The organism is Nonlabens sp., assembly GCF_047636915.1.
GTDB lineage: Bacteria > Bacteroidota > Bacteroidia > Flavobacteriales > Flavobacteriaceae > Nonlabens.
The window spans coordinates 18,272-42,982 of record NZ_JBLIGN010000008.1 but is presented as its reverse complement, the minus strand read 5'-3'; the positions used below and the strand labels follow the sequence as shown (position 1 = coordinate 42,982).

Genomic DNA, 24,711 nt, shown 5'->3' with positions numbered 1-24,711 from the left:
ATTATGCGGAGGTTACAAAATTTATTTATAAATAGGCTGTTATTGTTTTCTACCTTTTACTTCTGGAAAACGCATGCGGTATTCCACACTAGTTTTACCCTTAGAAATATTAGAGAGTTTTCCTTTGATCAAACGCTTTTTAAGACTTGAAATTTTATCCGTAAACAACACACCTTCTATATGGTCATATTCGTGTTGTATCACTCTTGCAATCATACCGTTGTAAGTATGCGTGTGTTCTATAAAGTTTTCATCTAGGTAACGTATAACGACTTCTTCCTTTCGGAAAATGTCTTCCGTTACATTGGGAATGCTCAAGCAACCTTCATTAAAGGCCCACTCTTCTCCGTTCTCTTCAATAATTTCTGCGTTTATAAAAACCTTTTTAAATTGGCTTAATTCACTTGCTTCCTCCTCTGAAAAATCCGGATCACCTGCGAAAGGAGACGTGTCCACTAAAAATAGTCGAATAGGCAACCCCACTTGGGGTGCAGCAAGCCCCAATCCTTTAGCATTATACATGGTTTCCCACATATTTTCGAGAATCTCTTTAAATTCCACATGCTCAGGAGTGATTTTCTTTGCCTTTTTTCTTAAAACTGGATCGCCATAAGCGACTATTGGTAAAATCATATTCTAAATGATTAATTTATACTGTTTAATGCCTTATAAGACATGTTAATTTATTTGTTTTCTAATCATGCTCCACTCATATGATGATGGCAATTGAATTGCAGTAATCTATATTACTTCATTAAACAAATCAAAACATTGTTCTGTATCGAGTAAATGTTACCTTTTGATGAATTCAAAAATTCAACAATCAATAGGGAACATTATCTCATTCGATCCATATAACTCTGCAAAATAATAGCCGCAGCAATTTCATCTACTAACGCTTTGTTTTGTCGTTGCTTCTTTTTGAGGCCACCAGCGAGCATGGCTGCATGCGCCATTTTTGACGTAAAACGCTCATCTTCACGTTCAATTTTAACTTTAGGAAATAACTCTTGTAATTGGAGGGTATATTTCCTGAGCCATGGAGCCAACTCACTATCCGTGTAATCCATTTGTCTAGGCTCCCCTAGAATGATGGTGTCAACCTCTTCTTTACTTAAGTAATCTATAAGAAAATTAGTAAGATCGCGAGTCGCAACAGTAGTAAGACCTGATGCTATAATTTGCATGGGATCTGTCACAGCTATTCCTGTTCGTTTTTTACCATAATCTATTGCTAGTAATCTTGCCATAATTATTACAAAAATAAACTATTCTCGACTCACACTAAAGTTAATACAAGATCATCTTTAGTCACCATAGTACCAGCCTTTAAAGTAATAGAGGCTACCGTACCAGTTCTAGTAGCTGCAACGGTATTCTCCATTTTCATAGCTTCAATAACAAATAACGGCTCATTTTTCTTAACCTTTTGTCCTTTCTTTACAAATACCTTATATAAAGAGCCTTGCAACGGTGCTCCAATTTCTAATGGATTAGCTAGGTCTATTTTTGCATTTTCATTTTTGATAATATGTATCGACTTATCTAGTATATCCACAGACCTATTTTCTCCGTTCACTTTAAAAAAGATCGTACGAATACCATCTTCATTGGGAATACTAATAGAAAGCAACTTGATAATTACAGTTTTACCTGGCTCTAATTCTATTAATATTTCCTCTCTTAACTCCATTCCATAGAAAAAATTCTTAGTAGGTATCAATGAAATATTTCCGTATTTCTTGTAGTTCTCGTGAGCTTGTTCAAAAACTTTGGGATACAACATAAAAGATAAAAAGTCCTCTAACTCAATAGTGCGTGTAAATCCTTTCTGAAACTTGCGTTTAAAAGCACTAAACTCCTTGGTAAAATCTATAGGTTCTAAATGAGCATTAGGACGATCTGTATAAGGAAGTACATTTTTGAGAATAATTTTTTGTATTTTTTTAGGAAATCCGCCTACTGGTTGTCCTAAGTCACCTTTGAAAAAACTAATCACTGAATCTGGGAAAGAAATCTCATGTCCTCTTTCCATAACATCATTAGCAGTCAGATTATTAGTCACCATAAAAATAGCCATATCACCTACCACTTTTGAACTAGGAGTTACCTTTATCAAATGACCAAACATAGCATTGACTTCTGCGTACATTAATTTTACTTCTTCAAAACGATCCTCTAAACCTAAGGCTGCAGCTTGTGGTCTCAAATTAGAATATTGACCACCTGGTATTTCATGCCGATATACCTCAGCAGTACCTGCTTTTAAACCAGATTCAAATGGATAATACAACTCCCGGGTATCTTCCCAGAAATTAGAAAATTTATTAAGGGAATCTATGTGAAACTCAGGCGCTCGATCTTGATACTTGAGCATCTCTACAACCGAATTGAAATTGGGCTGGGACGTCAGACCCGATAAGCCGCCCAACGCACAATCAATTACATCTACCCCAGCCTCTATAGCTTTTAAATAAGTAGTTGTTTGTAAAGATGATGTGTCATGAGTGTGTAAATGTATAGGCAAGGAGACGGTATCTTTTAATGCGGCAACTAACTCAGTAGCAGCATAAGGCTTTAAGAGTCCAGCCATATCTTTAATAGCAATCATGTGGGCACCGGCATTTTCAAGATCTTTAGCTAATTGGATATAATACTTCAGATTATATTTGGTTTGATTGGGATCCAAGATATCTCCTGTGTAGCTAATGGCGGCTTGGGCAATACCTCCTGTTTTTTCTCGCACATAATTAATACTCGGCTCCATTGCTTTTATCCAGTTCAAAGAATCAAAAATTCTAAATACGTCCACTCCATTTTCCCACGATTTCTCAACAAACTTTTCAATCAGATTGTCTGGGTAGGCCTTATAACCTACTCCATTAGAGCCTCTCAATAACATTTGAAGAAGTATATTAGGTACAGCCTTTCGTAATTCTCTAAGTCTCGTCCAAGGACTTTCATGTAAAAAACGCATACACACATCAAAAGTTGCTCCACCCCAAACTTCCATACTGAAAGTCTGTGCTTGGTTTTTTGCAAAACTTTCAGCAACCTTTAACATATCAAAGGACCTCATGCGTGTGGCCAGCAAGGATTGATGTGCATCTCTCATAGTGGTATCCGTGATATGGATTTTTTTTTCCTTAAGAAGCCAGTTACAAAAAGCTTCTGGACCTAGTTCTGTCAACAAATCTTTTGTCCCCTTAGGAAAAGGTGACTTAGGATCGTAAACTGGAATTTTCGGAGTTCTAAACACCTTCTTCCGATCTATATTTTTAATGTCAAGGTTACCATTTACTATTACTTCAGCTAGATATTCTGTGGCTTTAGAAGTCCGGTCCTGAGGCAATATGACATCAAATAACTCTGGCGTATTCTGAATAAAATTGACGGTTACAGCACCATTCCTAAATACGGGATGAGTGATTACATTTTGTAAGAAATGAATATTCGTTTTTACCCCGCGTATTCTAAATTCCTTTAAAGCACGTGACATTTTTCGAACTGCTCCATCCAATGTGCGACCATGGGATGATACTTTTACCAACATCGAATCAAAAAAAGGACTCACTTTATATCCTAAATATATATTACCCGCATCAAGTCGTATACCCATTCCTGCCGCACTTCGATAAGTAGTGATCTTACCGTAGTCAGGTGTAAAATCATTGGATGGGTCTTCTGTGGTTAATCTACACTGCATGGCATAACCATAAGTGGCGAGACTCTCCTGTCCGTAGATTTTAATTTGCTCATCAGCTAATTTATATCCTGCAGCAATAAAAATTTGTGTTTTTACAAGATCTATCCCAGTGACCATTTCTGTAACCGTGTGTTCCACTTGAATACGCGGGTTTACTTCTATAAAAAAAACATGATCTTCCTTATCGACAAGAAACTCTACCGTACCTATGTTATTGTAATTTACTTCTTTTGTAATAGCAATAGCATATTTGTATAATTGATCCTTTACCTTTTGAGATACATTAAAGGAAGGTGCCACCTCAACTACTTTTTGATGACGGCGTTGTACCGAACAATCTCTTTCATATAGATGACGTATTTCTCCATGGCGGTCAGCAACAATTTGTACTTCCAGATGTTTAGGGTCTTCCACATATTTTTCTAGAAACATGGTGTCATCTCCAAAGGCGTTTAAAGCTTCATTACGAGCACTATCAAAAGATATTTCAAGGTCTTCTATTTTCCTTAAAATACGCATACCTCGACCACCACCACCAGAAGCTGCCTTTAACATAATAGGGAAGCCTATTTTCTTAGATTCCTGCTTTGCTATTTGCAAAGTAGTGAGAGGCTTCTCACTACTTTGAATTATAGGAATACTACATTTTACGGCTATCTTTTTTGCGGTTATCTTGTCTCCTAAAGCGTCCATCACCTCTGGATCAGGACCTATAAATATGATTCCATTCTCCGCACATTTTCGTGCAAAATCTGAGTTCTCAGATAAAAAACCATAACCAGGATGAATAGCATCCGCTCCTTTATCGACGGCAAGACCTACAATCTCGTCCATGTCTAAATAAGGCCTCAAAGGTTGATCATTTGCTCCTATTTGATAGGATTCGTCTGCCTTATTACGGTGCAAAGAATAGCGGTCTTCATACGTGTAAATAGCCACAGTCTTTATATTAAGCTCGGTACAAGCTCTTAATACACGTATAGCAATCTCGCCACGGTTTGCCACTAATAATTTTTTAATTTTCATAAGAGTTGTAAGTTGTCTTTTAAAATAAGAAATTTAATTTTAATGCCTGTTTTATTTTAAAGTGTCGTCATGACAGATAGTTCTGGTAAAATATCGCATGCGATTTCCGACAAATTATAACGCGTTTTCTATGATTCTAACCAAATCTAACATTGAGTAAGGCACAAATATAACTAAATCGTTATAGTTGCCATTTGTGAATCATTAATTGAATTTTGAGAGGCTAATTCATTAAGAAATTGCTGCCTATGAGCTACTCGCGGTTATTTTTTTGTGAAAACTCCTTCATTAACCATTAAGGAAATAGCTTCACCTCTTATATTTGTCAAAAAAATCGTGGATCAATTAAGAAACGTTATTGAAAATGCATGGGAAGATCGTTCTCAATTAGAAAATAGGGTCACTAAAACCGCCATAAGAGAGGTAGTAGATATGCTGGATCGCGGTACGATACGTGTCGCTGAGCCAACAGCCGATGGATGGCAAGTTAATGAATGGATTAAAAAAGCAGTAGTTCTATACTTCCCTATTCAGAAAATGGAAACCATAGAATGTGGTCCATTTGAGTATCACGATAAAATACCACTGAAAACAGGTTATAAGAGTAAGGGAATACGTGTTGTTCCAAATGCTGTAGCAAGATACGGGGCTTATATTTCAAGAGGCGTTATCCTGATGCCGTCGTACATCAATATAGGTGCTCACGTAGAAGAAGGAACTATGGTAGATACATGGGCAACCGTAGGAAGTTGTGCGCAAATAGGTAAAAACGTGCATTTAAGTGGTGGTGTAGGAATAGGTGGAGTTTTAGAACCACTTCAAGCATCTCCAGTCATCATTGAAGATAACGCTTTTATAGGTTCTCGTTGTATTGTTGTAGAAGGGGTGCATATAGAATCTGAAGTTGTTTTAGGTGCTAATGTGGTTCTTACAGCAAGCACTAAAATTATTGATGTAACAGGTGATCAACCCATTGAATATAAAGGTCGTGTTCCTGCAAGATCTGTTGTGATTCCTGGGAGTTATGCTAAAGTATTTCCAGCAGGAACTTATAACGTTCCCTGTGCGATCATTATAGGAGAACGCAAAGAAAGCACCAATAAAAAAACTTCTCTCAACGATGCTTTACGGGAGTATAATGTAGCCGTTTAGGGTATATTACTCCTTCAATATCAAATGCTGGCTGATCTGATCTACTCAAAAGTACCATCATTGCAGATCAGCTCAGGATCATTTATCCTGATGCTCATGTGAACTAACTCATTGTCTCCCCTGCAGATGAGCTGGTGACCTATCATCCAGCTATCGATAGACTTATTAAAGTCATGAAATCTGATTTTGAGAAAATGGGTTTTATAATATCGCTTTCGCGAAAGCTAAAACACCAAAAATACGATCTACGTATAGAAGCATATGGTAAAAATAAAAGCGCATTGCTATCTTTTTTATAAAAGGCAACACAAAGAATAGGATATCATAAATGGTTCTATAGTGTCGCTTATACTGATGCCTTAAACAAGGAGCCTGATACTTCCATATATAAAACTGATGTAGCACAAGGAAGCGAGATGTTACCTAATAACGGGCTTATATATGTTGTGCAATGGATATTAAAACTTAAAATCTACCTCGCTAATACTGAAAACAGAAGATGAAAATTAACTTTTAACGTCTGGAATAAAGCTAAAAAAGGCTAACCGAGGGAAATGTTTTGGGCGTAGTAAAAATAAAACTTTGCTCTATACTTCCATAGCAAAAGTCTTAGACCGGCTTGCCGCACAAACTGAATCTCAGTTATTATTCAATTTCATTCCAAGACAGAAAAAAGAGAGTCTAGCTATATATACTACCTGTGGTCCTAATATTCAACAACATACTTCCATAGATGCTTTTGCGCCAAGTATTAGGGGTTTTTTGAAGGTATTACCAAACTGTGACAGCATTATAAGCAATAAAGGTGGGGCGATGAACATGGATAAAGCATAAGGTATTCTCACGCTTTTCATTTTTAGCCCTTGTATCAATAAATCTTCTTGGAATGTGAATGAAGATGGCAAGAAGTACACCTCTATTCATTTGTTAGATTTCAAACAAGAATTATATAAAAACTCCTCTCTAAAAAAATAAAAGCTCAAGCCCGAGAATGGTATCAGCAATTTGAAACTATTTTAGTTTTATTAAGTTAGATAGTTTAGTTAAGGAGAATTATGGGGTTTGATCTTCCTTCTCTATCATCCTAATTTCACGAATTGATTGGACTACATTCTATTGACCCTTAAACAAATTATTAAAAATTACCTTATAAAAATATAACGCATTACTACTTCTTGCGTCATTGCGCACCTCAGAAAACACATTGGTCAACTCTAAATACATCTTATATTTTTTTAACTTATTAGCTCTTAAAACAACACAGACCGAAATTTGTTCTGACATTAAAGTTTGTAATTTGATTTTTACCTGCTTTAAATAAGACTTCCCTCTATGAATACTGTATTCATTTTTTTATTAAAATAGATCAATAAGTGATTACAATCATCTTTTTCCAAACTTAAATCCGTTGCGTAGGTAGAGGTCTTTTTCTTTCCATACCTCTGTTGACATGGATTTATACGTATACAATAATGACAAATAAATGATAAAATTCTAGTTGATCATCATCATCATCATCATATAGTAAACTACTGGAAGTATGGACTTTATATTGACTACCTCCATAATCCATAATAAATTTTTAAAGCTTGAAATATGTAGCATATTTAAGGCTATATTTTCAGTTTTTAACTTTACTTCACTTCAACAAATTCTTAATCAATTTAGGTCGTAGTCTCCTAAAAATAAGTAAGGAAAAACAATGTTTTTTGATTCTTTTACATTTTGAGGATGTTTATCATTTGCCATTGCGATCAAAACTTTTTAAACCCTAAAACATCATTTACTTCTAAGCGATTTAAGTCGGCTAAAGTATTTCAGAATAGAGCCAATAAATTTTTAAGATCTGCGCCATTGTTTTTGAGAGCATTTTATGGACACTGCATAATTTCCATTTTCATACTTACCGATAGGTCTTTTGCTGCCATTTGATGACCATCTAGCACGACAAAAAAACAAGTGATTTAGATCTGTCGTTTTTAAAGTCCACATAAAATATTATTTCCCTTCCTTCACAATCCCAAAAGGCGTAAAATCTATATTCTCGCCTCTGGTTACCTTTCTGATCTCTTTATTTTTATCAATAGAGTCTTGGTTCTTATAACCGCGAGCATGATCCAAATGCAAACAGATAGCACTATATCTTATTTGCTTAGACTTTAAACCGTAGTTAAACAAGCGCTCTCCTAGTTCCCGATCTTGTCCTCCATATTGCATGCGTTCATCAAAGCCATTAACCACTTTCAAATCTGCCAGCCAGCCGCTGGAATTATGTCCATTCCAGCTCGCGTTAGTAGGAGTCAGATTCTCCATAATCTTAGCCGTTACAAACCCAGAAGTGAGTTTTTGATTTTTATAAGAAACAGGAAGTCCCTTTTCTCTAAGCCATTCTACATCAAAACAACGCTGTGTAGCGATATCATCTTCTGTGATTTCCTCAGAGATATCTAAAGGTAATTTATAATAGCCCCCTGAGAGAAAATGACCTGGCTCACGACGCTCATAATGAATTTGTAGGAAATCTTCTCGAGCAATGCAATCACCATCTGACATCACAACATACCCAGAATTGCACGCCAAAAGAGCTTTATTCAAGATGGAACTCTTTTGAAAACCGTCATCTTCATGCCATACATGAATTATTTTTTTGGAGCTTTTCTCGCTATACTGCTTAATGAATTCTTTAGTTTCATTATCAGAACCATCATCTGCGATAATTATTTCAAACTGCCTAAATATTTGATGCTCGTAGCTCCACAAGGTTTTTTCTAACCATGGAATGGAATTATAAGTACTTATAACAACTGATATGGATGGATCTTTAATCATAAGACAATATTATAAATCTAATTTTTTACAAATTTAATGATATAAGATGGGTTATTAAGATAACAAAGTTACTTTTGCTCCTGTTCGTTTTTTATCCTTTAGATTATTTAACACAATGTCCAAATATCCAATAACAGCCATAGTACCTGCTTATAACGAAGCTCACAACATAGTTGAGGTTCTCAAAAGTGTTCGTTTTTGCGACGAAATTATTTTAGTAGATAGCAATAGCTCTGATGATACCGTAGCGCAAGCGCAACCGTATTTTGATAAATTATTAACCAGAGAATATGTCCACAGTGCATCGCAAAAAAATTGGGCCATTCCACAAGCTTCGAACAAGTGGATTTTACTCGTAGATGCTGACGAGCGTGTAACGCCAGCATTAAAAGAAGAAATCATTAACCTTATTCCTAGCCTTGATACAAATGGGCATGTGGGTTACTGGATGGGAAGACGCAATTTCTTTATGGGTAAACAAGTACGTTATAGCGGCTGGAAAAATGATAAAGTAATCCGACTTTTTCTAAAATCAAAATGTAAATACGTAGATAAGCACGTACACTCAGAAATCGAGGCAGATGGCACTATAGGCTGGCTTGAAAACAAACTGCTGCACTACAAATATGTAAATATAGATCATCATGTACATAAACTACAGCGCTATGCTCATTTACAAGCACATGATTTTGACAAAAAAGTAGGGAAAATAACTGCATTTCACTTGATCGTTAAACCCTTCTGGGGGTTTTTTAAACATTATGTAGTGCAGCTAGGATTTCTAGACGGATTTGTAGGTTTCACTATTGCTTACTTAAGGAGTTATGGAATCTTTATGAGGTATGTAAAACTATGGTTATTGCGCAAAGGAATAGACTAGTTCTCATGTTTCTAAATAAAAAATTGCTGAAATAATATAAGAGGAATTAATTTGAGTGCTTTCCTGACATGTTGTAGTGACTGTAAGATGTCTAACTACCTTATATTTGCTTAATAAAAAACAGGTTTAATTGAAAATATTAATTATTCAAAATAAGAGAATAGGCGATGTACTGATAAGTTCGCTCATGGCAGATAACATCAAAAAGAATCAGCCTAAAGCTATCGTCAATTTTTTCTGTTACGACTACGCGCTTCCCGTTATTAAGGATAATCCATTTATTGATCATATTATCTCCGTAAGTGCCGCTGAACTAAAAAAAACGTCTGTTCTTCTTAAATTCTGTAAACAAATTAGAAAAGAAAATTATGATGTCATCATTGATCCCTATTCTAAATTTCAGAGTAGATTAATGTGCCTGCTCTCCGGAGCAAATATTACTGCTGGATTTATACGCAAAAAAAAAATACTTTCATTTAAACCCTATTCTTTAAAAGTATTATATAAGAAGTCTTCCTCGCTAGATTGTGGCAAAACTATCGAAGACAGGATGAACCTGCTCTGTAAAGCTGTTCCATTAAAACATATTTCATATGAGCCTAAAATCTATATGGATCCGTCTGACAGTGTATATGATTCCCCTTCAAAACCTTTTTTTATAGTAGGCATTTTAGGAAGTGTCCCCAGTAAATCGCTACCAGCCGCGACTATGGCTAAAGTAGTAGATCATATCTCAAAAGTTTATCCAGACCACTTAATCATATTCAATTATGCACCGCACCAGAGAAAAGAGGCTACAATTATTTACTCCCTCTGTAAAAATAAAGAAGCTATAGATCTGAACTTATATGAGTCAGATCTATCAAAATTTTTAATGCTTTTAAGTAAAGCAAGTGCTTTGATATCTAATGAAGGAGGTAGCGTACATATGGCAAAGGCGCTAAATGTTCCCACATTTACTATTTACTCTCCTTTTATAACAAAAGAACACTGGAATAGTTTTGAAAATTTACCCATACATCAATCAATTCATCTTGCTGAAAAAAGACCAGACTTATACAAAAATGCAGATAGAAAACGATTAAAAGAAATTGAAAAAAACCCCGGACTTTATTACGGTGAACTTACAAGCGATATGATCTGGTCTAATTTAAAATCATATTTAAAAAACCTGATAAACACATAAGATTATCGATAAGAATAAGCCATCACTTGCCATAGTTATTCCTACTTATAACGAAGAAAATTATATTCTTGATGCCCTGAAATCTGTAAGCTTTGCAGATCAAATCATTATAATTGACTCTTACAGTACAGATAAGACTTTAGAAATTGCCAGACCTTACTGCACAACAGTTTTAGAAAGAAATTTTGATAATTTTTCTAGTCAAAGAAATGCTGCTATTGAAAAAGTAACGGCAAACTGGATTCTATTTATAGATGCCGATGAGCGTGTATCTGAAGAATTGAAAGCACAAATTCTAGATGCGATTTCCCGACCTGAGCATAAAGCTTATAAAATCATCCAGCTTCATTATTATATGGATCGATTTCTTCACCATCATACCGATAGAGTTATAAGACTTGTGAAAAATGAAGGCTATCGTTTTATAGGAGAAGTTCACGAACATCTTAATGTAACCAGTAGCGTAGGTATTTTAAAAGGGTCCCTTTTACATTATACCTATAAAGGTTTTACCAGCTATCTTGATAAAAAAATGATGTATTCCAGTTTTCAAGCAAAGGAGCTTTTAAAAAAAAACAAGGGGCACAATTATTTCTTATTACTTGTTAAACCAAATATTAGATTTATAAAAAGCGCCTTTATTAAAGGAGGATATAAAGATGGCTATCCCGCTCTAGTAGTAGCTCAAATCAACGGATTAGGCGTATTTATGAGAATCACTAAAGCTTTAGCTGCTAAAAACAAATTAAAAGACAGCCGGTTTGAAAGTGCAGAACATATTGATAAATTTCTCAAATCACAACATGCCCAACTCAAGATAAATGCTAAAACAATAGAGAAACCTCATGAAAACGGCTTAAAGCTCAAGATAATAGCCAGCCTACTTTTTTACAAAGAATATATATTTAAAGGTGGCATTTTCAAAGGAAAAACAGGATTGATTAATTCCTATCTCACAGGACATTTTTATTTTGTAGAACAAGTCTATGCTTGGTTAGATAAGCACCATCTTGAATAAATAAAATAGGAGTTTATTTCCCTAATATCTTCTTCCATCGCTTTTTAAATCGCTTTTTACGGTAAAATGCTTCTTGGAATTTATGTGTATACCGCCACATAACATCAATGGTTTCCTTCTCATCCCGACCAGATAAAGAAGCGTATTCTTTTCCCATAATATCATACATCCATTTATAAGGAGCAAGACGCTCAAAATTCTTCAATCTCTCTCCATAAGGAATATCATAGAATTTCATTCGGTTAAGATCTACTAATGAAAATTCGTATTTATTTCCTTTTTTTGAAATCAAAGTATTTCCAGGAGAGTTATCGAGAAAATACACGCCAGCTTGATGCATTTTATACATGAAACTGGCAAATTGAATCAATATGTCTTCTTTATTTTCAAGAGAATCATCACCTATAAGCGCACGGAAAGTAAAATCATGGGCTGCATATGCACTGACATAGTAACTTTTATCGAGACCGATGAAACTTAGCGATTCTAAAAAAGCAACCGCCGCAGGAGTACCTATATCGTTTTTTTTCAAATACTGAGCGTTATAATAAGAGCGTGCCGCCTTAGATTTTCTAAAAAACCTGTAAACGATGGCGTTAATAAAATTCGGCGTTTTAAAAGATTTAACCACAAGCTTTTGATTGTCATATGTGACGATTTTGATCTTATTGCGATCATCTCCTAACTTCTCGGTAGATTCATGGAATAGATGGAGTATTTCTTGAAAACGCTTTCGCGAAAGAGTGGTACTTACAAATTTTTCTCTACTCATTATAATTCCTATCATTTATAGACTGCAAAGAAACGGAAAAAACAAACAAATGAATAGAATTACTTAATATTGCAGTATACCCACTATATATTTTGAAAATGTCTATAAAATGCTCCTTAATAACTCCTACTTACAACTGGCCAGAGGCACTAGAATTATTGCTATTGAGCGTTAAGAAACAAAGCATCTTACCTAATGAAGTAATTATAGCAGACGACGGTTCTACCTCTGAAACCTTGGAATTAATTAAAATACATCAAAAAGATTTTCCCGTACCGCTTATTCACCTCTGGCATGGAGATAATGGCAATCAAAAGCCTGCCATCATGAATAAAGCGATTGCAAAAGCACAATATGAGTACATTATAGAGATAGATGGTGATATTATTTTACATAAAGATTTTGTGAAAGACCATCTTTCTATGGCCGAAGAAGGCACTTACCTATTCGGCAGTCGTGTAAATATCCAGCAAGATCATTTAGAAGAATTGTTTAAAAACAAACAAGTCCATTTTAATTATTTCTCTAAAGGAATAAAAAAACGCAACAGGACATTGCGCATTCCTTTTATAGCAAACAGAGCAAAAAAAGAAACTAAAAGATCCAGCAAATTACGCGGCTGTAATATGTCCTTCTGGCGAACGGCTTTTATAGCTGTAAATGGTTTTAATGAAGAACTGGTGGGATGGGGAATTGATGATAGTGAGTTGATACAACGCATGATTAATAACGGGATTGTAGGAAAGCGTATCAAACACAAAGGCATTGTTTACCACATTTACCATAAAGAACAGGACAAAAGCCTAGTTCATTTAAATCTTGAAATTGAGAAACAAATGGAAACCTCCAGATCTACTTATGCTAGTAAAGGGGTAGATCAATATATTTAAGTATCTATTTCTAATAGTAGCTAAATTATTTTAGCCTTTTATTTTTATTAAAAAGCGCTGTCATTTTGAAGGAGTCATTTCTTAGTTTTTAAAAACTATTTTTTGAACGATGCGACGGTAGCATATTGAAGATTCCTGATATCCATGTGTGTAAATAGGAGAGGTATATTATAGAGAAATGGCTTTATCGATTTGCTTTTATTTAAACCTTTATGAAGGAGTACGGTATAACCTAAATCTTCATACATAGCTCTTATGCTTTTACCTGTAAAAAATCTAAGATGAGTTCTATCCATAACACCGTGATCTAAATACTTCCAGTCTTTATGGAATAGTGTTTTTAAAAATGTCTTATGGTGTCTAACGTTGGGAACTGAACTAATAACAACTCCATTATTAGTAAGTTTATTTTTTATTTTATCTAATACCATATAAGGGTCTACTAAATGCTCTAATACATCATTAAAATAAATAGCGTCAAAATAGTTATCTGGAAGTTCATCAAGAAAGTTTTCACAAGGCCCAGAAAATACTTTATCTAATTTACCTAAAGCAATTTTGGCTTGATCTTCCATGTATTCTATACCCCATACCTCAGCATTTGTGATATCCTTCAAAGCTTCGGCAAAAGCTCCATTTCCACAGCCTACATCTAATATTTTATTAGCGTCACTTGGAAGAAATTGAATCATTTCATGCCTAATGTTATCGTAATAGCCATCAGGTTTATTATCGTAGTCCATAAAAGTGGATTTTTTTAAATATAAGAATAAATTATAATAAGTAAGAGAAAAGATACTGTGATCCAGAATAGTAAAACTTTAATCACCGGTTTACCTTTGCTAAAACAGGTCTCTATTCTATTTTTTAAAAATAATTTGATTATTTCTTAAGGATTGTTCGATGGAACCACCTTTCCATAAAGCCATAAACATTTTGCGTTTTTTGGAACTTAATGGACTGCTCATTAAGTATTTAACCGTATAAAAATAAAGTAAACAAGCTCGTGCTATGCGTCCATGATGCTTTTTGGTAAGATATAACAGCGACAACTTTTGCTCTATTTTGATAAGAACACTTTTCTCTGTAGACTTTCCTTGGAAATGAGTGTATTGCTGGCTAGGGTAATGATACGTTTTCTTACCCAGTTTTTTAAATATTCTTCTCCCTAAATCACTTTCTTCATAATATAAAAATAATGCTGTATCGAATCCGCCAACTTCATTAAAGGAACTGGCTTTTACAAACATAAAACTACCAGGCACATAACCACAACTTACTGGTTCTGTATAAATTTTTTTACGTTTTGGATACTTTACTGGATTCATCCATTCCATAAAGTCTCTTTTCAAAAACTGTCTCATAGGAGAAGCATGATGGTCTATGGAGGAGATTCTATCTCCATTTTCACTCATCATTTGCGGCCCACATATTCCAGCATCTGGAGTGGCGTCCATGAACAATTTTAAATCAAAGAGTGTATTTTCTTGTGTAAACAAGGTGTCATTATTAATAAATGCGTAATACTTAGAAGGAGAAGCAAAGTTCACTCCTAACATATTACCTGCCCCAAAACCAGTATTAATTCTACTGCGATAAATTCTTATACTGTCAATATTTAAGCGCTCTAAAGAAGTTTTAAGCAACTGATAATTTTCATATTCTGAACCATTATCTACCACTACTATTTCATAAGTAACGGTGTTTTTAGTCTTTTTAATCAAAGATTGAATAGCGGCAACTGTAAATGTGGCACTATTATAATTGACATAAATACAACTTACATCTAACATCTGGTTCTGAAATTTAAGCCTCAAAGTTAAGGGTTCAAGCTCTAACTTTAAACAATAGTTCTAACTTCGGTACAAAAAGGCAACTAATAGACCAATAAAAGTTAATTTTGCAACATGCGCAATAGTGATAGAAATAAAAACCGTCGAGCTCCTGTGAAGGGTAAGCCGTCCAAAAAAAATATAGAACCTCAGGTGGAACTTCCACGGGAAGCGATCAACCTAGCGGTAGCTGCTTTAAAAAAAGGTCAAACGCTGCTCTATCCTACGGACACCATTTATGGATTGGGCTGTGACGCCTCTAACTACGACGCCATTGAGAAGCTTTATGAAATCAAAGGACGTGATACTCTTAAAGCTTTAATAGTTCTTGTGGATAGTTTCCAGATGCTAGACTCTATTATAGAAGATGTCCCAGATATGGCCTGGGAAGTACTTAAAGTAAATAAGAAACCCCTGACGATAATTTACGATCGCCCTAAAAACGTTGCCGAGAATGTAATTGCTGAAGATGGCACTCTTGCGGTTAGGGTAACAAACGATCCTTTGTGCCGTTCTATAATTCATAAGCTCAGAAAACCTATCGTATCTACTAGTGCTAATTTGAGTAAACACAAACTTCCTATCCATTTTGCAGATATAGGTGAAGAATTACTAAAAAGAGTGGATCACATCATGGACATTCCTTTGGTTCAAAAAAATATCAAACCATCTTCTATCATGAAGATTTCCAACAATGGTATTATAAAAATTATACGCGAATAACCATGGATCAAAAAACACATTATCCTGAAGCCATTCAAGAAAACGTTTTTAGAACCTTGGGACAGGCAGCAGAAGAACTAGGGCTACCAGCTTATGTCATAGGTGGATACGTTAGAGATTTTTTTTTAAAACGCGGTCAGAAAAAAGACATCGATGTGGTTGCTATAGGAAGCGGTATATCACTTGCGCAAAAGGTGCAAGGACTCCTACCTCAAAGTACAAAAGTTTCTGTTTTCAAAAACTTTGGTACCGCTATGGTAAAGACTGATGATCTCGAACTGGAATTTGTAGGAGCAAGAAAAGAAAGTTATGATCGCAACAGTCGCAAACCTGTGATCGAAGATGGCACACTAGAAGACGATCAAAATCGTCGCGATTTCACCATCAATGCCATGGCTTTTTCACTGAACAAAAATACTTTTGGAGCCTTGCTCGATCCTTTTGATGGAATGGGAGATCTCCATAAAAAGATCATACGCACACCTCTAGATCCAGATATCACTTACAGCGATGATCCTTTGAGAATGTTACGTGCCATAAGGTTTGCTGCACAACTCAATTTCACAATTGAGCCAGGCTCCTTTGAAAGTATCAAACGCAATGCGCACAGAATCAAGATTATCTCCAATGAACGTATAGTTACTGAGCTTCATAAAATCATGTCCTGTGAAGAGCCCTCTTTTGGCTTTTTACTATTGGAAAAAACAGGACTGCTTCAACTGATCATGCCAGAATTGATCGCCTTAAAAGGAATTGAAGAAGTAGAAGGGCAAAAACATAAAGACAATTTTTACCACACACTAGAAGTAGTGGACAACATCTCCCGCAACACAGAAGATGTATGGTTACGCTGGTCGGCATTACTTCATGATATAGGCAAAGCACCTACTAAGAAATTTAGCAAGAAAGTAGGCTGGACCTTTCATGGTCACGAGTTTAAAGGCTCAAAAATGGTGTATCATCTTTTCAAGAGGTTGAAAATGCCGTTGAATGATAAAATGAAATTTGTCCAATTAATGGTGCGCATGTCCTCGCGCCCCATAGCTGTAATTGACGAGACGGCAACTGATAGCGCGGTTAGAAGATTAGTCCATGATGCTGGAGAGCATATAGAAGACCTCATGACCTTGTGTGAGGCAGATATTACCACTAAGAACCCACGTAGGTTCCAACAATACCACAATAACTTTAAACAAGTAAGAGATAAGATCGTGGAAGTGGAGGAACGCGATCATTTACGTAACTTCCAACCACCAGTGACAGGAGAAGAAATCATGAAAGCTTTTGATTTGAAACCCTGCAGAGAAATAGGTCAGATTAAGACATCTATCAAAGATTCCATTCTAGATGGCATGATTCCTAATGAACACCATGCCGCTTATGAATTCATGATTAAAAAAGGAAAAAGCCTAGGGTTAACTCCTAAATAATTTCAGTATTATTTAACAATTAAATTGTTTGTAACGGCTATCTTTAAAATGCTTTAAACAATCTAATCATGAGAAATATTAACGTTGGTTTACTATCTGCTTTATTAGTTATAAGTTCCTTAGCATATGCACAGCAAAACGCAGCCGTGTCATTTACCCTGCAAGACGCATCCTGTGAAATCAATTTTATACCCACAACCACCATTGCAGATTTAGAATTATTTGCCAAATGTTTTGTGTATACACCTATAGAAGTTACCGCACAGTCTACCCTACAGAACGATCAAATAAACTTTAGAAAACTACCGCTTCTTGCATCAGATCATCAGTTTCCTACGATGCAAAACACCTACCGACACGAGATTTTTGCTCTTGGAGAATATGATAATTTCTTTGCCAATGCAAAAACGAACAACCTCGCTTTCTTTGAAGCCAATCGCAATTCTATATTGAGCTTTGGACATGTAAACTTTCCAGGAGTTCCTGTTTTCTAAAAAAAAATCACTCGATTATCGAAATTCAAAACAATTGAGTTTGCAGACATCAAAATTGGAAACTTTTAAACAGATAAAAAAAGTCAGACCTCAGTAATGAAGTTGGATGTTTTTTAGTGGAATTGATCCTCTTGGGCTATCTTTAGATTTATGAAAAAAATGTTGTTCTTTTTCACACTACTACTTATAGGCAATAGTTCCTATGGGCAAGAAATGCCTAGTGATGAATTGAGTGGTTTCAATTTATTCCTTATGCCAGGACCACAAATTGAGATAGTGTTAAGTCTCGACAGCACTAATATTGTAAATCCTAATACAGGCTTTTCCATTACTCCAGGCGCGCAGACTATAGATATGGTAGCCATTTTTAACGAATCGCAACTATTACAACCTAAGCCGTACACTCCTAATCCTAATACTACTTATGGCAGGTTGCAATTTAAAAGTGATCGCAGAAGCTCTAGCTTTCAATTGAATAACAACGATGATTTTACTCGCGAATTCAGATCTACCAACCCAGCTTTTTTTGAAGCCAATAGAAATACAGCGCTGCAAAGAGCCTATAATCCGCTCTCTTGTTATAACAATACTTGGTAAGTGTTCTCGATGTAGCCTTGCTATAAAGCGGCTAAATCTCTAATTAAAAATATAACTAGGTTTTTTTAATAATTCCGCTTTCACGCAAGCGAGATCAATAACTATCTTTACACCATCAAATTAAAAGCCATGAAAAAGCAAGATATTCTTAACCGTTTTATAAGTTACATTAGCATTGATACCGAATCAGATCCAAATAGCGATACTACTCCTAGTAGCGAAAAACAGTGGGATCTTGCACGTAAATTACATCGAGAGCTTTTAGAGATGGGAATGAGCGATGTAACGATTGATGAGAATTCTTATATTATGGCAACGCTTCCTTCAAATGTGGATCACCTTGTGCCTACCATCGGTTTTATATCCCATTTTGATAGCACGCCAGACTATACTGGAAAGGATATCAAACCTCAAATTATTGAAAATTACGACGGTGGCGATATCCCTTTAAAAGGGTCTGATCTCGTGCTTTCTCCTGATTATTTTGAAGATTTAAGACAATACAAAGGACAAACCTTAGTGACAACTGACGGGACTACCCTACTCGCTGCAGATGACAAAGCGGGCATCACGGAAATCATGACGGCTATGAAGCATCTGGTCGAGAACCCGCAGATTAAGCATGGTGTTGTTAAAGTAGGTTTTACCCCAGATGAAGAAATAGGTCGTGGTGCTCATAAATTTGATGTAGGAAAATTTGGTGCCGACTGGGCTTATACCATGGATGGCAGTCAGATAGGCGAACTCGAATATGAAAACTTTAATGCGGCTGGAGCTGTTGTTACTTTTTACGGTAAAATTGTGCATCCTGGCTATGCAAAAGGAAAGATGATCAACTCTATGTACGTAGCTCAGGAGTTTATAGATTCACTTCCTAGAATGGAGACACCAGAGCATACGGAAGATTATCAAGGTTTTTTTCACTTGCATAACATGAATGGTGCAGTAGAAAAATCGGAGCTTCATTACATTATCAGAGACCATGATAAAGGCCATTTTGAAGCGCGTAAAGAGGTGATGCATAAACTGGTCAACGCACTTAATGAACAATACGATCGCAAGGCCGTAAGTATAGAAATCAAAGACCAGTACTTTAATATGCGTGAAAAGGTGGAACCTGTAATGCATATTGTGGATGTGGCAGAGCAAGCGATGAAAGACTTGGGCATTACACCACTTATCAAACCTATACGTGGTGGAACTGATGGATCGCAACTGAGTTATATGGGATTACCATGTCCTAATATTTTTGCAGGTGGTCATAACTTCCACGGCCCTTATGAATACGTGCCTGTAGAAAGTATGATCAAAGCAACAGAAGTCATTGTGCGCATTGCTGAGCTTGTTGCTCTAAAAAAATAACATCCGTACCGCTCTTATGAAACCATTATATTGCTTTTCTGCTTTTCTGCTTGCCATTATTTTCGGAGGCTTATAATAAAAGTTAGCTCGATAAGAACAGAAAAAAAACAACCGATTCTACCTATACTTTTTCTATCAGATACAAGATACTGGTGCTTCTATTGAATTGATAAAATAAGAGGAATAATTTTATAAAAAATAAGGCGTTCTTTAACGCAACTATTTTATATTTCTTGCATCTTAATAAAATAATAAAGATTATGAATAAGAAAAAAATTCTAATAGTCGTAACAGCTTTCCTGATGACAGCAACGGCTTATGCCCAAGAAAAAGAACCCCTTGGAGAAACTGATAGTCAGAAACGACTCCATATATTCAATGAAGTTAAAAAGCATGAAGTCAGTCTTGATGTTGTTGCAGCTCTTGCCATAACTTCTATAAGTCCTCGATACGAATATGTATTGGGTCGCTATAGCGGCGTAGGAGTTGATTTATTTTTAGCTGTTGAGAATGATGATGTAGATTTTGATGAATACGAGCATTTTTCATTAACACCTTATTACCGACAATATTTTTTCTCCAAAGAAGATTATGGAGCAAAAGGGTTTTATGGAGAAGGTTTTGTAAAATTTTATGCTTACAAAAGTGGCGATAGTTTCTCTGATTCCAACAATAATTTTGTCCCTGTAGGAGAAAACTTTTTTGAAACTGCTCTAGGTGTTGGAATAGGATGGAAATGGGTAAGCGATAGCGGTTTTCTTATTGATCTAGGATTTGGATTAGGAAGAAACCTTGGCCTTGCAGATGATCCGTATAGGGATGCTGTCCAAGTAAGAGGTGGACTTAATTTTGGATGGAGATTCTAATTAGAGATAAAATGAATTTTAATAAAAACGAGCCTAACGGCTCGTTTTTTATTTTTACATTTAAAATTGTACTATAAAACTCATAGAGTTAACCTAAAACTATCGCTTTTCTAAAAATAAAAATCTTGATTTTTTATAAACAGAAATAGATTAAATAACCGTAAATAGAAATACACCTGGTAGAAACTAACTACCTCTAAAATCCTAACATGCCAGAAATACATCTTAAAACTAAGATCAATGCTCCAATAGAATTAGTATTTGACCTGTCGCGTAGTATAGATTTACACATTATATCTTTAGAACATACTCATGAAAGGGCTGTAGCCGGAAGAATGACTGGTCTAGTAGAAAAAGGAGAAACAGTTACCTGGCGTGCCAAGCATTTAGGAATTACTCAAGAACTCACAAGCCTGATCACAGATGTAGAACCACATCATTATTTTTCAGACCAACTGGTTAAGGGAGCCTTCAAGCATTTTAAACACGAGCACTTTTTTGAGAAACTGGAAGATGGAACCATATTAATGAAAGATATTTTTGATTACACCTCACCTCTAGGCATCCTAGGGAATATAGCAGACTTCCTTTTTCTAGAAAAATATATGACTCGACTACTAGAACAAAGAAATCTTAGCTTAAAACAGGTGGCCGAAAACGGTAGATGGAAAGAACTTCCTGGCATGGAAAAGCACCGCGAGGAATACATAAAAATAAAAGTGATTTCTGCACCCTTTAAGGTTGCAAAACGAAAATAAAATCTAATTCTGAATCGTTAGATTGAATTATCCTGAAATGAGTATCATAATAACAAAATGGACAGTAAGTAAAATCGAGCTTTAAAAAGCATTCACAAAAAAGCCCTTGATTTTTCAAGGGCTTTATAAATAAACAATTAAGTTCTTACTTTTCTTTAGAAACTACCGTTTCATTCAATTTTTTAGAAAGCTCTGCAGATATAGCAGTCCTTTCAAAAGTCATTTTACCAGCTCCAGTTTCAATCAGCACGGTTCCTTTATCAGCATTGAGCTGATTCACTTTACCGTGAATTCCACTGGTAGTAATTACCTTATAACCCACTTTAAGTGAATCCGTAAATTCTTTCTCTTCTTTGCGCTTTTTTGATTGTGGCCTTATAATTAAAAAATAAAAGACTCCCAAAATCAGTACGTAAGGCGCAAAATTTAAAATTGCATCTATATCCATATGAATGAGTCCTTATGCGTTAGGGCCAGCAGCCTTAACCTTAGGAGTAACAAAACCTTTGATACGGATAGACTCGGTACCCGACTCTGTATTTGCCTTGATCGTTACTGTTTTAGTCTGTGCGTTAGGTTTTCCATTAGTATTAAATTTCACTAACATCATACCTTCAGCACCAGGTGCGATAGGATCTTTAGACCAAGTAGGAACTGTACATCCACATGATCCTTTAGCGTTCACTACGATAAGTGGAGCACTTCCCGTATTAGTGAATTTATATTCATGCTCTACTACGGTACCTTCATCAACAGTACCGAAATCGAATTCAGTCTCCATAAAAGACATTTCTGGAAAATCACCAGCAACTTCTTTGTTGGCTGCTGCCGCAGTAAGGTTTGCTTGCTCAATTGTTGCAGACTCTGCTTTCTCATTGCAACTTGTTAATACCATTGCAGCTACAGCAGCTACCATTAAAACTAATTTTTTCATCTTTTTTTTATTTTAAAATTTCTGATAAATGTGAAACAAATATACTTAAAAACATTTTTCAATACAATGCAATTAACACTTAGATTTACATCAATCCCCTACCTATTTTATTTAATTGATCACTTTCTTGAAATTCTTTAAGTAAATTATCTAAAATTCCATTTATAAAATTAGCACTTTTAGGAGTGCTATAATCTTTAGCAATCTCTAAGTACTCATTAAGGGTCACTTTAACGGGAATATCAGCAAAATAGAGAAATTCTGCTTGAGCCATCATAATAAGAACTAGATCTATCTGAGCAATGCGATCTTTATCCCAATTAGGTGTCTTACCTTCTATACGGGAAGATAACTCGTCTATATTAAGAATTGTTTTTCTAAAAAGACTCATGGTAAACTTAGCATCTTCCTGATCTTTAAATAATGGTGGTAGCACCACATCTTTCGTGGGCTTTACTTTGCGTAGAAACTGAATGATCGTAGAGTTTACCAAGGGATAATCATCTGTCCAAGTAATATTAATATCTTCTAGATAATCGAGAAGCTCATCACTAGGTGCGATAATATCTTCATATATATAAGTTAAGAATTTAAGATCCTTTTTAACAGAAGTCTCTTCGTCCATAGCATAGACTACAAAAGTTTTACTTTCTTGAATTTTGAAATACAGGTTTTCCACATATTTAGAATCCAGTTCCCACGGGCTTAAATTGCGCTGTTTTAAAGCATCTTTTAAAACCTCACTTTCTCTTAATTTCAAAAGGATTCTGTTATCTATGAGTTGTCGTGAAGGATTATGCTCAACACTTTTGGAAATTCTTTGCTGTTTTTTAGTATGTTTATCTACGGCAACTTCATGAATTTTCACAAGCAATTGAGTCATATAAAGGAACAAGGTATACGACTGCGTCATACTGGAGTTGATGAACTTTTCAAGATCCTTAAGATCCTCTGGACCTTGACGTTGAAAAGAAAAAACTGCTTGCATAACTTTGATGCGTAACTGTCTTCTGGTAAGCATAAGAACGTTTTATTTATTTACTTAAGCGAAATATGCAGTTTGGTTAGCTTTCGCGAAAGCGGAATTATAATAACTTGAAACCTTGTTTTTATTTTTAAAAACGTGCAAAAATAATGTTTTATTATGGACTACTAGCCTTGATGCTCATGTTTTCTAGAAGCAATACGCGCTTGAGCAATTTCTAAAGCCGCTTTATGGGTAGTAACGCCTGACTCCTTAGCTCGATTGAGAATCTCTATGGTAGTGGTATAAATATTCTCTGTTTTCCTCATGATCTCTGTTCGGTCATAGCCCTCTAGCTCTGCATATACATTTATAATTCCACCTGCATTTATTAAAAAATCGGGAGCATATACAATGCCTCTACTCTGTAAAAGAGCACCGTGTTTTACCTCATCTGCAAGCTGGTTATTTGCCCCGCCTGCAATTATAGATGCTTTTAGTTTATGAATGGTTTGATCATTTATAGTGGCTCCTAACGCACATGGCGCATAAATATCCATGCGTTCAGAATATAAATCATTACCACCATAAATCGTAGCACCATATTTATCACGCACTTCTTCTAGCCTGTCCTGATTAAGATCAGCAATAACAACATCGGCTCCTTCTTGTGTTAAATACTCTACAAGTGTTTCCCCTACGTTACCTATTCCTTCTACGTATATTTTTCTATCCTCAAGAACATCACTGCCGTACTTAAATTGAGCAGCGGCTTTCATTCCCATAAAAACGCCGTATGCAGTAATGGGAGATGGATTTCCTGAACCACCTTTGTCTTGAGAAATTCCAGTAACATAAGGTGTTACCTCACGTACCGTATCCATGTCTTCAGTAGTCATCCCTACATCTTCTGCAGTGATGTAACGGCCACTTAAAGAATGGACAAATTCACCAAACTTGCGCATCAATTCTGGTGTTTTTTGAGTTTTCGCATCCCCTATAATGACTGCTTTTCCTCCTCCTAGATTCAATCCAGTAATCGCACTTTTAAAAGTCATGCCGCGGGAAAGTCTCAATACGTCATTAAGTGCCGCCCATTCATTTTCATATTGCCACATACGAGTACCGCCTAATGCAGGTCCTAATACTGTATTATGAATACCTATAATGGCCTTCAATCCTGTATCTTTGTCGTTGCAAAAAACGATTTGCTCGTGATCATCAAAGGAAACCTGACCGAATACTGGGTCCTGACGAACTAATTTTTCTAATGAGTCAAATTTTTGAGACAT

General features: G+C 35.6%; 25 protein-coding genes. 14 read left to right on the top strand and 11 right to left on the bottom strand.

Annotation, left to right across the window (positions count from 1 at the left end):
- Nucleotides 1-39 precede the first annotated feature (39 nt).
- The 3 genes from def to ACJAT0_RS02675 form a co-directional block, all read right to left on the bottom strand.
- Entirely contained in the window at nt 40-633 is a 594-nt protein-coding gene (def, locus tag ACJAT0_RS02685; RefSeq protein WP_374003085.1) for a peptide deformylase, read from the bottom strand.
- 203 nt (nt 634-836) lie between these two features.
- On the bottom strand, nt 837-1,250 hold the full coding sequence (gene ruvX / locus ACJAT0_RS02680) for a Holliday junction resolvase RuvX (protein WP_374003086.1): 414 nt from the start codon (nt 1,248-1,250) through the stop codon (nt 837-839).
- 29 nt (nt 1,251-1,279) lie between these two features.
- Entirely contained in the window at nt 1,280-4,732 is a 3,453-nt protein-coding gene (locus ACJAT0_RS02675; protein ID WP_415180397.1) for a pyruvate carboxylase, read from the bottom strand.
- Nucleotides 4,733-5,068: 336 nt separating this feature from the next.
- On the opposite strand from ACJAT0_RS02675, the gene ACJAT0_RS02670 reads away from it, so the two are divergent.
- The 3 genes from ACJAT0_RS02670 to ACJAT0_RS02660 all read left to right on the top strand — a co-directional run bounded on the left by ACJAT0_RS02670 (nt 5,069) and on the right by ACJAT0_RS02660 (nt 6,718).
- Entirely contained in the window at nt 5,069-5,884 is an 816-nt protein-coding gene (locus ACJAT0_RS02670; protein ID WP_415180396.1) for a 2,3,4,5-tetrahydropyridine-2,6-dicarboxylate N-succinyltransferase, read from the top strand.
- Between the two features lie 173 nt (nt 5,885-6,057).
- A complete protein-coding gene (locus ACJAT0_RS02665) occupies nt 6,058-6,183 on the top strand; it encodes a hypothetical protein (protein WP_415180395.1) in 126 nt (41 codons plus the stop codon).
- A 283-nt stretch (nt 6,184-6,466) separates the two neighbouring features.
- On the top strand, nt 6,467-6,718 hold the full coding sequence (locus ACJAT0_RS02660) for a hypothetical protein (RefSeq protein WP_415180394.1): 252 nt from the start codon (nt 6,467-6,469) through the stop codon (nt 6,716-6,718).
- Nucleotides 6,719-7,882: 1,164 nt separating this feature from the next.
- Here ACJAT0_RS02660 and ACJAT0_RS02655 read toward each other — a convergent pair.
- Nucleotides 7,883-8,713, bottom strand: a complete 831-nt coding sequence (locus ACJAT0_RS02655; protein WP_415180393.1) for a glycosyltransferase family 2 protein — start codon at nt 8,711-8,713, stop codon at nt 7,883-7,885.
- A gap of 115 nt (nt 8,714-8,828) precedes the next feature.
- Between ACJAT0_RS02655 and ACJAT0_RS02650 the strand changes: the two genes are divergently transcribed.
- From ACJAT0_RS02650 to ACJAT0_RS02640, 3 genes are all read left to right on the top strand, one after another.
- A complete protein-coding gene (locus ACJAT0_RS02650) occupies nt 8,829-9,593 on the top strand; it encodes a glycosyltransferase family 2 protein (protein ID WP_415180392.1) in 765 nt (254 codons plus the stop codon).
- 130 nt (nt 9,594-9,723) lie between these two features.
- Entirely contained in the window at nt 9,724-10,779 is a 1,056-nt protein-coding gene (locus tag ACJAT0_RS02645; RefSeq protein ID WP_415180391.1) for a glycosyltransferase family 9 protein, read from the top strand.
- Nucleotide 10,780: 1 nt separating this feature from the next.
- The gene (locus tag ACJAT0_RS02640) at nt 10,781-11,797 is read left to right on the top strand and encodes a glycosyltransferase family 2 protein (protein ID WP_415180420.1); all 1,017 of its coding nucleotides are present in this window, start codon (nt 10,781-10,783) and stop codon (nt 11,795-11,797) included.
- Nucleotides 11,798-11,810: 13 nt separating this feature from the next.
- Here ACJAT0_RS02640 and ACJAT0_RS02635 read toward each other — a convergent pair whose 3' ends face one another.
- A complete protein-coding gene (locus tag ACJAT0_RS02635) occupies nt 11,811-12,569 on the bottom strand; it encodes a Kdo domain containing protein (RefSeq protein WP_415180390.1) in 759 nt (252 codons plus the stop codon).
- A gap of 98 nt (nt 12,570-12,667) precedes the next feature.
- Between ACJAT0_RS02635 and ACJAT0_RS02630 the strand changes: the two genes are divergently transcribed.
- Nucleotides 12,668-13,459 carry a glycosyltransferase family 2 protein gene (locus ACJAT0_RS02630; RefSeq protein ID WP_415180389.1) on the top strand — a complete coding sequence of 264 codons (792 nt, stop codon included), beginning with the start codon at nt 12,668-12,670 and terminating at the stop codon, nt 13,457-13,459.
- Between the two features lie 95 nt (nt 13,460-13,554).
- Here ACJAT0_RS02630 and ACJAT0_RS02625 read toward each other — a convergent pair whose 3' ends face one another.
- Nucleotides 13,555-14,202: a class I SAM-dependent methyltransferase gene (locus ACJAT0_RS02625; protein ID WP_415180388.1), complete on the bottom strand. Its 648-nt coding sequence runs from the start codon at nt 14,200-14,202 to the stop codon at nt 13,555-13,557.
- 117 nt (nt 14,203-14,319) lie between these two features.
- A complete protein-coding gene (locus ACJAT0_RS02620) occupies nt 14,320-15,252 on the bottom strand; it encodes a glycosyltransferase (protein WP_415180387.1) in 933 nt (310 codons plus the stop codon).
- Between the two features lie 114 nt (nt 15,253-15,366).
- Here ACJAT0_RS02620 and ACJAT0_RS02615 point away from each other — a divergent pair, with 114 nt between their 5' ends.
- The 7 genes from ACJAT0_RS02615 to ACJAT0_RS02585 all read left to right on the top strand — a co-directional run bounded on the left by ACJAT0_RS02615 (nt 15,367) and on the right by ACJAT0_RS02585 (nt 21,521).
- Nucleotides 15,367-16,014: an L-threonylcarbamoyladenylate synthase gene (locus ACJAT0_RS02615; RefSeq protein WP_415180386.1), complete on the top strand. Its 648-nt coding sequence runs from the start codon at nt 15,367-15,369 to the stop codon at nt 16,012-16,014.
- 2 nt (nt 16,015-16,016) lie between these two features.
- Nucleotides 16,017-17,444: a CCA tRNA nucleotidyltransferase gene (locus tag ACJAT0_RS02610; protein WP_415180385.1), complete on the top strand. Its 1,428-nt coding sequence runs from the start codon at nt 16,017-16,019 to the stop codon at nt 17,442-17,444.
- Between the two features lie 68 nt (nt 17,445-17,512).
- On the top strand, nt 17,513-17,938 hold the full coding sequence (locus ACJAT0_RS02605) for a hypothetical protein (protein ID WP_415180384.1): 426 nt from the start codon (nt 17,513-17,515) through the stop codon (nt 17,936-17,938).
- Between the two features lie 150 nt (nt 17,939-18,088).
- Entirely contained in the window at nt 18,089-18,535 is a 447-nt protein-coding gene (locus ACJAT0_RS02600) for a hypothetical protein (RefSeq protein WP_415180383.1), read from the top strand.
- 129 nt (nt 18,536-18,664) lie between these two features.
- Nucleotides 18,665-19,897 carry a peptidase T gene (gene pepT / locus ACJAT0_RS02595; protein ID WP_415180382.1) on the top strand — a complete coding sequence of 411 codons (1,233 nt, stop codon included), beginning with the start codon at nt 18,665-18,667 and terminating at the stop codon, nt 19,895-19,897.
- Between the two features lie 260 nt (nt 19,898-20,157).
- The gene (locus ACJAT0_RS02590; RefSeq protein ID WP_415180381.1) at nt 20,158-20,763 is read left to right on the top strand and encodes a hypothetical protein; all 606 of its coding nucleotides are present in this window, start codon (nt 20,158-20,160) and stop codon (nt 20,761-20,763) included.
- 209 nt (nt 20,764-20,972) lie between these two features.
- Complete coding sequence (locus tag ACJAT0_RS02585; RefSeq protein ID WP_415180380.1) at nt 20,973-21,521, top strand: SRPBCC family protein; 549 nt, start codon at nt 20,973-20,975, stop codon at nt 21,519-21,521.
- A 145-nt stretch (nt 21,522-21,666) separates the two neighbouring features.
- On the opposite strand, the gene yajC is transcribed toward ACJAT0_RS02585, so the two are convergent.
- From yajC to ACJAT0_RS02565, 4 genes are all read right to left on the bottom strand, one after another.
- Nucleotides 21,667-21,969 (bottom strand): preprotein translocase subunit YajC, encoded by a 303-nt coding sequence (yajC, locus tag ACJAT0_RS02580; protein WP_374003287.1) that lies wholly within the window; start codon nt 21,967-21,969, stop codon nt 21,667-21,669.
- A 12-nt stretch (nt 21,970-21,981) separates the two neighbouring features.
- Nucleotides 21,982-22,455 carry a DUF1573 domain-containing protein gene (locus ACJAT0_RS02575; protein WP_374003286.1) on the bottom strand — a complete coding sequence of 158 codons (474 nt, stop codon included), beginning with the start codon at nt 22,453-22,455 and terminating at the stop codon, nt 21,982-21,984.
- An 85-nt stretch (nt 22,456-22,540) separates the two neighbouring features.
- Nucleotides 22,541-23,476 (bottom strand): transcription antitermination factor NusB, encoded by a 936-nt coding sequence (nusB, locus tag ACJAT0_RS02570; protein WP_415180379.1) that lies wholly within the window; start codon nt 23,474-23,476, stop codon nt 22,541-22,543.
- Between the two features lie 131 nt (nt 23,477-23,607).
- Nucleotides 23,608-24,711 carry a Glu/Leu/Phe/Val family dehydrogenase gene (locus ACJAT0_RS02565; RefSeq protein ID WP_374003284.1) on the bottom strand — a complete coding sequence of 368 codons (1,104 nt, stop codon included), beginning with the start codon at nt 24,709-24,711 and terminating at the stop codon, nt 23,608-23,610.

What these genes read in the sequence shown, in the direction of transcription:
- yajC (WP_374003287.1), bottom strand. Translation starts at nt 21,969, where the DNA reads ATGGATATAGATGCAATTTTAAATTTTGCGCCTTACGTACTGATTTTG.
- pepT (WP_415180382.1), top strand. Translation starts at nt 18,665, where the DNA reads ATGAAAAAGCAAGATATTCTTAACCGTTTTATAAGTTACATTAGCATT.
- nusB (WP_415180379.1), bottom strand. Translation starts at nt 23,476, where the DNA reads ATGCTTACCAGAAGACAGTTACGCATCAAAGTTATGCAAGCAGTTTTT.
- ACJAT0_RS02610 (WP_415180385.1), top strand. Translation starts at nt 16,017, where the DNA reads ATGGATCAAAAAACACATTATCCTGAAGCCATTCAAGAAAACGTTTTT.
- ACJAT0_RS02605 (WP_415180384.1), top strand. Translation starts at nt 17,513, where the DNA reads ATGAGAAATATTAACGTTGGTTTACTATCTGCTTTATTAGTTATAAGT.
- ACJAT0_RS02635 (WP_415180390.1), bottom strand. Translation starts at nt 12,569, where the DNA reads ATGAGTAGAGAAAAATTTGTAAGTACCACTCTTTCGCGAAAGCGTTTT.
- ACJAT0_RS02655 (WP_415180393.1), bottom strand. Translation starts at nt 8,713, where the DNA reads ATGATTAAAGATCCATCCATATCAGTTGTTATAAGTACTTATAATTCC.
- ACJAT0_RS02565 (WP_374003284.1), bottom strand. Translation starts at nt 24,711, where the DNA reads ATGTCTCAAAAATTTGACTCATTAGAAAAATTAGTTCGTCAGGACCCA.
- ACJAT0_RS02585 (WP_415180380.1), top strand. Translation starts at nt 20,973, where the DNA reads ATGCCAGAAATACATCTTAAAACTAAGATCAATGCTCCAATAGAATTA.
- ACJAT0_RS02620 (WP_415180387.1), bottom strand. Translation starts at nt 15,252, where the DNA reads ATGTTAGATGTAAGTTGTATTTATGTCAATTATAATAGTGCCACATTT.
- ruvX (WP_374003086.1), bottom strand. Translation starts at nt 1,250, where the DNA reads ATGGCAAGATTACTAGCAATAGATTATGGTAAAAAACGAACAGGAATA.
- def (WP_374003085.1), bottom strand. Translation starts at nt 633, where the DNA reads ATGATTTTACCAATAGTCGCTTATGGCGATCCAGTTTTAAGAAAAAAG.
- ACJAT0_RS02590 (WP_415180381.1), top strand. Translation starts at nt 20,158, where the DNA reads ATGAATAAGAAAAAAATTCTAATAGTCGTAACAGCTTTCCTGATGACA.
- ACJAT0_RS02615 (WP_415180386.1), top strand. Translation starts at nt 15,367, where the DNA reads ATGCGCAATAGTGATAGAAATAAAAACCGTCGAGCTCCTGTGAAGGGT.
- ACJAT0_RS02650 (WP_415180392.1), top strand. Translation starts at nt 8,829, where the DNA reads ATGTCCAAATATCCAATAACAGCCATAGTACCTGCTTATAACGAAGCT.
- ACJAT0_RS02675 (WP_415180397.1), bottom strand. Translation starts at nt 4,732, where the DNA reads ATGAAAATTAAAAAATTATTAGTGGCAAACCGTGGCGAGATTGCTATA.
- ACJAT0_RS02600 (WP_415180383.1), top strand. Translation starts at nt 18,089, where the DNA reads ATGAAAAAAATGTTGTTCTTTTTCACACTACTACTTATAGGCAATAGT.
- ACJAT0_RS02625 (WP_415180388.1), bottom strand. Translation starts at nt 14,202, where the DNA reads ATGGACTACGATAATAAACCTGATGGCTATTACGATAACATTAGGCAT.
- ACJAT0_RS02575 (WP_374003286.1), bottom strand. Translation starts at nt 22,455, where the DNA reads ATGAAAAAATTAGTTTTAATGGTAGCTGCTGTAGCTGCAATGGTATTA.
- ACJAT0_RS02665 (WP_415180395.1), top strand. Translation starts at nt 6,058, where the DNA reads ATGAAATCTGATTTTGAGAAAATGGGTTTTATAATATCGCTTTCGCGA.
- ACJAT0_RS02630 (WP_415180389.1), top strand. Translation starts at nt 12,668, where the DNA reads ATGTCTATAAAATGCTCCTTAATAACTCCTACTTACAACTGGCCAGAG.